This is a genomic window from Tolumonas auensis DSM 9187 (assembly GCF_000023065.1).
Lineage (GTDB): Bacteria > Pseudomonadota > Gammaproteobacteria > Enterobacterales > Aeromonadaceae > Tolumonas > Tolumonas auensis.
In genome coordinates, this window is record NC_012691.1 from 65,620 (window position 1) to 73,843 (window position 8,224).

Here is an 8,224-nt window from a genome sequence, read left to right on the forward strand (position 1 = left end):
CGCCTTGCGGCGGCGTGTCGTATGGGGTGAATTATTTAACAGTCCAGCCTTTGTAATCTTTCACGTTGTTGCGATCGATCATGGTTACCGGGATCAGCACTGGTTCTTTCGGTGCTGGTTTGCCCTGCAGAATGTCATAACCGATTTCTACGGCTCGGGATGCCATGACTTGTGGATCCTGAGCTGGTGTTGCAACGAACAGGTTGTTATCACGTTTCAGAGCTTCTTCCGCATCCGGTGAACCATCTACACCGACGATGAAGAATTCACTGCGCTGCGCCTGTTTGGCTGCCAGATCCGCACCGATACCGGTCGGGTCGTTGATAGCAAATACCGCATCAATTTTCGGATGTGCAGCCAGCAGAGAAGTCATCACTTCCAGGCCACCTTCACGGCTGCCTTTACCGTTCTGGTTAGAAGACAGTACTTTGATGTCTTTGTATTTGTTCAGCGTAGTCATACAGCCATCAACACGGTTGGTTACTGCAGATACTGGTGGACCGTTGATGATCACAACGTCACCGCGACCCTGCAGTTTGTCGGCAATGTATTGGCAACCCAGTTCACCGGCCTGCGTGTTGTTGGAAGTTACAGTGGCATCAGCACCTTCGGCGGCAACGTCAACCGCTACCACCACGATGCCGGCTTGCTGGGCACGTTTAACTGCCGGAGCGATCCCTTTGGAATCAGCCGCATTCAGTACGATCATGTCCACGCCGGCGGCGATGAAGTTATCGATCTGAGTAACCTGTTGGCCTAAGTCATAACCACTGGATACCAGTGTTACTTTGACGTCTTGACCTGCCAGTTCACGCGCTTTCATTTCAGCACCTTTGGTGATCTGCACGAAGAACGGGTTCGCCAGATCGCCGACGGTAACACCGATAGATTTCAGGTCTTTGGCCTGAGCCAGCGGTGCGGTGGTAATGACTGCTGCTGCGACCAGGGTGGACATCAGTTTGTTCAAACGCATAATTGTTGTACTCCGCCGTTGTTGTAAGGGGGTGTTGCGTTATAGTGGGCGTCATTGGACGCCCGTGTGTGTATTAGGCACCCGCATGTTTCCGGGTACGATATTTATCAATCAGAACTGCAATGATGATCACACAGCCCTTGATCACCAGCTGCCAGAAGTAGGAGACACCCATCAGCGTCATCCCGTTGTTCATGGCGGCGATAATCAATGCGCCGATTAATGTGCCGGTGATAGAACCAATACCACCTGACAGACTGGTACCACCGAGCACAACTGCCGCGATAGCATCCAATTCATAGCCAACGCCGAGGTTACCGTTGGCACTGTAGAGACGGGAGGCACTCATGATCCCACCCAGGCCGGCCATTAAACCGCTCATGGCGTATACGAAAGTCAGTACCAGACCGACCTTGATACCGGTCAGGCGTGCCGCATTGGCATTACCACCGACCGCGTAGACATGCATACCGAGTGTGGTTTTGCGCAGAATGAACCAGCAGATACCGATCACCACGAAACCAATCACCACGAGCCACGGGATAGGGCCTAAATAAGCGTTACCAATCCATTCAAAGCTAATGTCGTTGTTGATGACGGTAGTCCCGTCCGCCAGCAGATAGGCTGCTCCCCGGAGGGCCGTATAGGTACCTAGCGTGGCAATGAACGGCGGCAAACCGATATAGGCCACCATCACGCCGTTCAGCGTCCCCATCAGCAAACCGCCCATCAGCGCAACCGGGATCGACAGTAACCCCAGCTCCGGACTCAGCGATGTCACCATCGCCATGACCGCAGTGGCACCGAGAATCGAACCGACCGACAGGTCAATCCCGCCGGTGATGATGACAAAGGTCATCCCGGCCGCCAGTACCGTGTTAATCGAGGACTGACGCACGATGTTCATGATGTTGGATTCGGTAGCAAAGTTTGGCGTCATCAGACTGAAGCCAATAAAAATCAGGATCAGAACAGGTAAGATCCCTACCGACTGGATCACGCTGTGCAGCGTGAATTTTTTCTCCGGGCTGGTGGCCGCAGTATGGGTATTGGGTGTGCTCATAGCGTTACTCATTCCTGGTTCTCTCTCACGCAACTGCCGTGCCGGCTATATGGTGGGTTGCCCCGGTAGCCAGCTCCATGATGTTTTCCTGGGTGATCGCTTCGCCGTCCAGTTCACCGACAATACTGCCGGCGCGCATGACGTAAACGCGGTCACTCATACCTACGATTTCCGGTAATTCACTGGAGATCATCAGAATCGCCACGCCTTTGCGTGCCATATCCGTCATCATCCGGTAAATCTCGCTCTTGGCACCGACGTCCACGCCGCGGGTCGGTTCATCCAGAATTAGCAACTTAGGATGGATGGCGACCCAGCGCGAAATCAGCAGTTTCTGCTGGTTACCACCGGATAAACTCCCGGCCGCTACCTGGCTGTGCGGGACACGAATGTTCAGCGTTTTGATGGCGGTGTCGCTGATGGCGCGGTTTTTCTGCTCGCTCAGCACACCGAATTTGCTGTCCCGTTCAATGGTGGCCATCACGATGTTGTCGTGTACGGTCATCTCCAGAAACAGCCCTTGTTCTTTGCGGTTTTCCGTCAGAAAGCCGATCCCGCAATCAATCGCATCACGGGGATTTCTGATTTCCAGTGGTTTACCCCGGAGTTTAATTTCTCCGGAGGCGACCTTGCGGGCACCGAAAATCATTTGTGCCAGTTCAGAACGACCGGCGCCGACCAGACCGGACAGACCGATAATTTCACCGGCGCGGACATTCAGCGTTCCGGACAGGACTTTGTCCTCATCCGTCAGATCCTGACATTCCAGCACCATATCCCCTTTCGGAATGGTGCGATCCTTGTTGAACAGATCGTTGAGCGGACGTCCGACCATCATGCGGACCAGCTCACTGGCGGAGAGTTCGCTGCGCATCAGACTGCCGATATACTGGCCATCACGCAGCACGCTGACACGATCCGACAGCTCATAAATCTCGGCCATACGATGGCTGATATAGATGATCGCCATGCCTTCACTGCGCAGTTTCTTGATCAGCGCAAACAGCATGTCGGTTTCACGGGAAGAGAGGGCGGCCGTCGGTTCATCCATCACCAGCACGCGGCTCTTCCGGTGCAGGGCGCGGGCGATTTCGACCTGTTGCTGTTCGGCAATGCTCAGATTGGACACTTTGGCCGACGCTTTAAAGCGGGCGGCCAGACGATCGAGCACGATTTGGGTTTCTTCTTCCATTTTCTGGCGGTTCACCATCCCGTTACGGGTGAGTTCCGAACCGAGGAAAATGTTTTCGGCAACGGTCAGATTCGGTGCCAGATTGATTTCCTGATAAATCAGGGTAATACCGGCATTCAGCGCATCTTTCGGACCGTTGATGGTAAAGGGTTTGCCATCAATGAAGATTTCACCGGCAGTTGCGGTGTAAGCACCGGCCAGAATTTTCATCAGGGTACTTTTACCGGCACCATTCTCTCCCATCAGAGAATGGACTTCCCCGGGATAGATCGTCAGGCTGACATCCTTCAGGGCGTAGAACTGGCCGAAACGTTTGGCGATGTTTCGCATCTCCAGTATGGGTTGTTTATCGCTCATCATCTGCCTCATGGTGAAGTTTCATGCCAGCAGTAAAACACCGGTATGTAAATGGCGTATGTTTTGTGTGATTCACAATTGTCATATTGTTAACGGCACTTTAGTTCATGGCGGTGAGCGGCTACTCTGAGACCCTTGCTGGATATGAGAATTTGTTATGCCGTCATTGTCATCCCGTCGTAAGCCCTTGTTTTCAGGTGTCCGTGGCCGCCTTTTGTCATTCAATTTGCTGGTGGTCTCGCTGACGCTGGCCATCGGTATCATTGCCGTCTTCGGTTTTAACAATGCCGGGCGACTGTTGACCGAGATGCAGGAAAGTACGCTGTCAGAAATGAACAGCGGCATGGAAGTCGGCGTCAAAACAGCCAAAGTGGCCACCGTGGCGGTGAGTCTGACGCAGGTTATCGGTGCGATGGAGTATCAGAGTGAATCCGATCTGCTGAAAACCTCGTTACAGGGCTTGCGCGATTCGCTGGCCAAAATGGCGGCGGCACCACTGGCCCAGCAGCAGCCGCAACTCATTAACAGTATTCATACACGCAGTGATGAACTGCAGGAAAGTGTGCGTCGGTTACTGGATCTGACCCGGACCCGTCATCTGGAGCGGCATGATTTGCTGGGGGTGATTTATCAGGCGCAATCGCAATTAGAGTTACTGGCAAAAGACAACGGGGCGGGGTGGCCCACAGCATTAGAACAGACCCTGTTTGCCAATATGCTGGAGATGACGCTGACGATTCCGGCATCCCCCGATGTCCTGACGCAACTCTCGCTGCTGCGCCAGCGCTGGCAACAGATGATCCCGCAGGTTGACTCCGCACGGCAGCGGATATTGCTCGAATTATGTAATACGCTGCAGCCGGTGGACGAACTGAATCAGAAGCTGCAAAACAGCGATCTGGCGATTGCCTATCATACCTTCCGTATCAAGGCGCTGGTGAACCTGCTGGATCAGGACATTAACCAGTATGTGCAGCTGGTGGTGCATTCGGCCAGTTCGCGGGCCGAGCTGACCCACAACAAATTACAGACCAGCACATTCACGATTGAAATCTTCGGTTTGCTGGCGGTCATCATCACCGCCTTAGCCGGGAATTATATCTATGACAATATGGGGGTGCTGGTCAGTGCGATTGCGGATGCCATGACCCGGTTGAGTAAAGGGGAGCGTACCGTCAAGGTGCCGGCGCTGAACCGGCAGGATGAGCTTGGCGATCTGGCGCGGGCGTTTAACGTGTTTGCCAACAATGCCGCGTCGCTGGCGCGGGTGACCAAGCTGTTTAAAGAGAAAAGCATCCAGCTGGAAACGACCTTTCTCTCCATCCGCGATGGCTTTGCACTGTTTGATGCCGAAGGTGCCCTGATTGTCTGTAATCCGCAATATGCCTCTTTACTGCAACTGGATCAGATCGCGCATGGCAGCCACTTTCGTGAAGTATTGCAGCGTCTGCAGCAGAACGGCGCACAACGCAGTGACGGCAAACCGTTGTCACCGGATCATCTGTGGCGTGCGGAAGACAATGTGCTGACACTGGAATTACAACTGGCCGGGGAACGGTATGTGGAGCTGCGGCTGAACCGGCTGGCAGACATGAGTATGGCCAGCATGGTGCTGGACCGGACGGATCGTAAAATTCTGGAAGCGGAACTGATCCACAGTCAGAAGATGAAGGCGGTCGGGCACCTGACCGGCGGTATTGCGCACGACTTCAATAATCTGCTGGCCGTGATCCTGGGCAATCTGGAACTGTTGCTGACCGATGACGATGCGCTGGCCGAGCGTACCCGGCAGCGTATTGAACGTGCCTATAAGGCCACCGAGCGCGGGGCACAGCTGACACAACGTCTGCTGGCCTTCTCCCGTAAACAGGCTCTGCGTCCGCGGGCGATTGATCTGGCCGAACTGGTTACCAACCTGCGCGAACTGATGGAGCATTCGTTGCCAGCCTCGTTGCGGCTGGAGCTGGATATTCAGTCTGAGCTGCGTCCGGCCTGGATGGATGCCAATCAGCTGGAGAACAGCCTGCTGAATCTGGTGGTGAATGCCCGGGATGCCATGGAAGGCCGCAGCGGTGTGATCCGTATACGGCTGTTTAATCAGCGGGTGCAACGGACCAGTGGCCGGGTACAGGATATGGTGACGGTGGAAGTGATCGATCAGGGCTGCGGGATGACACCGGAGGTTCTGCAACGGGTGTTTGAACCGTTCTTCACCACCAAAGTGGCTGGCAAGGGCAGCGGACTCGGATTGTCGATGGTATATGGCTTTGTCCGCCAGTCGGGAGGCCGCGTACAGATCGACAGTGAGCCGGAGCGTGGCACCTGTGTTCGTCTGCAATTACCCTGTGCAGAAGCGGAACCGATAGCGTTGCCTTCAGCCACGGTTTCTGCGCCGGTCTGGTCGGATGACGAGATGCCGCTGGTGGTTGTGCTGGAAGATCAGGCGGATGTGCGGCAGACCTTGTGTGAATACCTGCACAGCATGGGTTGCCTGACGATGGATACCGATTGCAGTGAACAGGCGCTGTCCTGGGTACGGACCATCCCTGAAGTGCAGTTATTAATCAGTGATATTGTGTTGCCGGGGCAGGCCAGCGGCATTGAAGTGGTGCAGCAGGCACAACAACTGCGGCGGGATATTAAGTTACTGCTGGTCAGTGGGCATGATTTTAGTGAACAGGCTGCTTCGCAGAGCTGGCCTTTGCTGATAAAACCTTACACCCGGGCCGATCTGGTGACGCAATTAACCCGTTTATGGCAGAAAAAAACCGCCTAAAATTGATTTGAGCGGGTATTTTTCAAGTTTTTTCTGCCTGAGTCCTATCATAGAGATTGTTTGATGGGCATAAATCGGAGAAGATAGCGCCAAGGATCAGTACGATGAGCTTTTAGTGCAAAATGCAAAAAAATCTCCGTTAGTATTGATTCGAATGACAGCTTTTGTGTCATACTATTTAGGCTTGAAGCCATCCTATAAAGTCAAAGGAGTTATCATGAACAAGTATCAAGTACTGCTGGGCACCATCGCTCTGAGCTCAACCCTGCTGGTTGGTTGTGCAAACACTTCTAAAGTTGAATCTGACGTTCAGACCCTGACTGGTAAAGTTGACCAGCTGGCTACTGAAATCGGTTCAATCAAAGACGGTCAGAGCAAACTGGCTGCTGACGTTGCTGACGCTAAAGCAGAAGCTGCTCGCGCTAACGCACGTCTGGACAACCTGGCTACTTCTTACAAGAAATAATATTTCTTTAAGAATAATCCTCTTGATGTGGCACCGCTTAGCGGTGCCTCATCATTTTCCGGCCCCTGAAAATTTCCGCTCAGCTATTCCCGCATTGTTTTTATCGTCACATATCTTCTGATCTGGCAGCTTGTTTCTGCTTTCTGCTTTCTGCTTTCTGCTTTCTGCTTTCTGCTTTCTGCTTTTATTGCGATACAAAAAAACCCCGCCGCAGCGAGGTTTGATGACTTATCCGGTAATCCGCTTACGGATTGATCACGGTTGGCATACCAGAACGTTCTTCCAGTGCCTGTTTCACGATATGCGAGTCGGTATCCGCATTGGCAATGAAACGGCCTACTGCCGGGCTCATGGTCAATGTGGATGGCTCCTTCGAGCTCAGCTCTTCAAACGTGCGTGACAGCGGCTCGTGCACTTCCATATAACGGAGGCCATCCGGCTCATGCGTTACTTTGATTGGCTGGTTGACGAACTGGACACGGGTGCCGACAGGTACGACATTGAACAGATGCTCAATATCGTCATTACGCAGACGCACACAACCATGGCTCACACGCAGACCGATACCGAATGGCGCATTGGTGCCGTGGATGGCATACAGGTTACCGATATACAGTGCGAACAGACCCATCGGGTTATCCGGGCCGGCTGGCCATACAGCGGGTAATGGCTCACCTTTTTCCGCATATTCACGACGTACTTTGGCGGTTGGCGTCCAGGTCGGGTTGGCTCGTTTACGTTGTACTGAGGTGACCCAGTTTTCCGGTGTGTCTGTACCCAGCTGGCCGATACCGATGGGCAGGACTTCCACGGTGTTTTTGCCTTTCGGGTAGTAATACAGACGCATTTCAGCCACGTTGATCACAATACCCTGACGGGGTGTATCCGGCAGGATCAGCTGATGCGGGATGACCAGCGTGCTGCCAGGGTGTGGTAAATACGGATCCACGCCCGGGTTGGCTTCCATCATGCCGCTCAGGCCGATTTGATATTTGGCCGCGATTGCTTCCAATGGTTGTTTGCTGTCAGCCGGAACCACATATTCCACATTCTGACCGACGAGGCGGCTGTTGGCTTCTGGCAGCTCGTATTCAATGGCTGACGCGGACAGGCTGGTCAGCATCAGTCCACACAGCAGAGCTGGCATGGCATTGCGCATGATGTTCATAGAGATCCTGTAATTATTTCTTTATTAAACACTGATTGGGTTAACGCTTTATCTGTTGGTATTTTTCGATGCTCAGTCGACTGGCCGGAATTTGATCCTGACCAAGGTGCGCATTTTGCCCTGTCTGTGCAATATTTCAACTTTATGATGCCGATCACGGGAAAATGAGATCCTATATCAATCTTTAGCGGGGAAAAAATCGGTTTTTCCGAAGATTGTGTCGTTGCGG

The 8,224-nt window shown here is 53.2% G+C and carries 6 protein-coding genes; 2 read left to right on the plus strand and 4 right to left on the minus strand.

Annotated elements, in window-relative coordinates; genetic code table 11:
- Positions 1-31: 31 nt before the first annotated feature.
- The 3 genes from TOLA_RS00290 to TOLA_RS00300 form a co-directional block, all read right to left on the minus strand.
- The gene (locus TOLA_RS00290; RefSeq protein WP_012728282.1) at positions 32-973 is read right to left on the minus strand and encodes an ABC transporter substrate-binding protein; all 942 of its coding nucleotides are present in this window, start codon (positions 971-973) and stop codon (positions 32-34) included.
- A 73-nt stretch (positions 974-1,046) separates the two neighbouring features.
- Positions 1,047-2,036 (minus strand): ABC transporter permease subunit, encoded by a 990-nt coding sequence (locus TOLA_RS00295; protein ID WP_218916112.1) that lies wholly within the window; start codon positions 2,034-2,036, stop codon positions 1,047-1,049.
- 25 nt (positions 2,037-2,061) lie between these two features.
- On the minus strand, positions 2,062-3,585 hold the full coding sequence (locus TOLA_RS00300; protein WP_012728284.1) for a sugar ABC transporter ATP-binding protein: 1,524 nt from the start codon (positions 3,583-3,585) through the stop codon (positions 2,062-2,064).
- Between the two features lie 157 nt (positions 3,586-3,742).
- Here TOLA_RS00300 and TOLA_RS00305 point away from each other — a divergent pair, with 157 nt between their 5' ends.
- Both TOLA_RS00305 and TOLA_RS00310 read left to right on the plus strand, forming a co-directional pair.
- Positions 3,743-6,361, plus strand: a complete 2,619-nt coding sequence (locus TOLA_RS00305) for a hybrid sensor histidine kinase/response regulator (RefSeq protein ID WP_012728285.1) — start codon at positions 3,743-3,745, stop codon at positions 6,359-6,361.
- Between the two features lie 217 nt (positions 6,362-6,578).
- Positions 6,579-6,827, plus strand: coding sequence for an LPP leucine zipper domain-containing protein (locus TOLA_RS00310; protein ID WP_012728286.1), 249 nt, complete (start codon positions 6,579-6,581; stop codon positions 6,825-6,827).
- Between the two features lie 244 nt (positions 6,828-7,071).
- Here TOLA_RS00310 and TOLA_RS00315 read toward each other — a convergent pair whose 3' ends face one another.
- A complete protein-coding gene (locus TOLA_RS00315) occupies positions 7,072-7,995 on the minus strand; it encodes a L,D-transpeptidase family protein (RefSeq protein WP_012728287.1) in 924 nt (307 codons plus the stop codon).
- Positions 7,996-8,224: the final 229 nt, after the last annotated feature.

Excerpts from the sequence above, each read along its gene's own strand:
- TOLA_RS00290 (WP_012728282.1), bottom strand. The coding sequence starts at position 973 with ATGCGTTTGAACAAACTGATGTCCACCCTGGTCGCAGCAGCAGTCATT.
- TOLA_RS00295 (WP_218916112.1), bottom strand. The coding sequence starts at position 2,036 with ATGAGCACACCCAATACCCATACTGCGGCCACCAGCCCGGAGAAAAAA.
- TOLA_RS00300 (WP_012728284.1), bottom strand. The coding sequence starts at position 3,585 with ATGAGCGATAAACAACCCATACTGGAGATGCGAAACATCGCCAAACGT.
- TOLA_RS00305 (WP_012728285.1), top strand. The coding sequence starts at position 3,743 with ATGCCGTCATTGTCATCCCGTCGTAAGCCCTTGTTTTCAGGTGTCCGT.
- TOLA_RS00310 (WP_012728286.1), top strand. The coding sequence starts at position 6,579 with ATGAACAAGTATCAAGTACTGCTGGGCACCATCGCTCTGAGCTCAACC.
- TOLA_RS00315 (WP_012728287.1), bottom strand. The coding sequence starts at position 7,995 with ATGAACATCATGCGCAATGCCATGCCAGCTCTGCTGTGTGGACTGATG.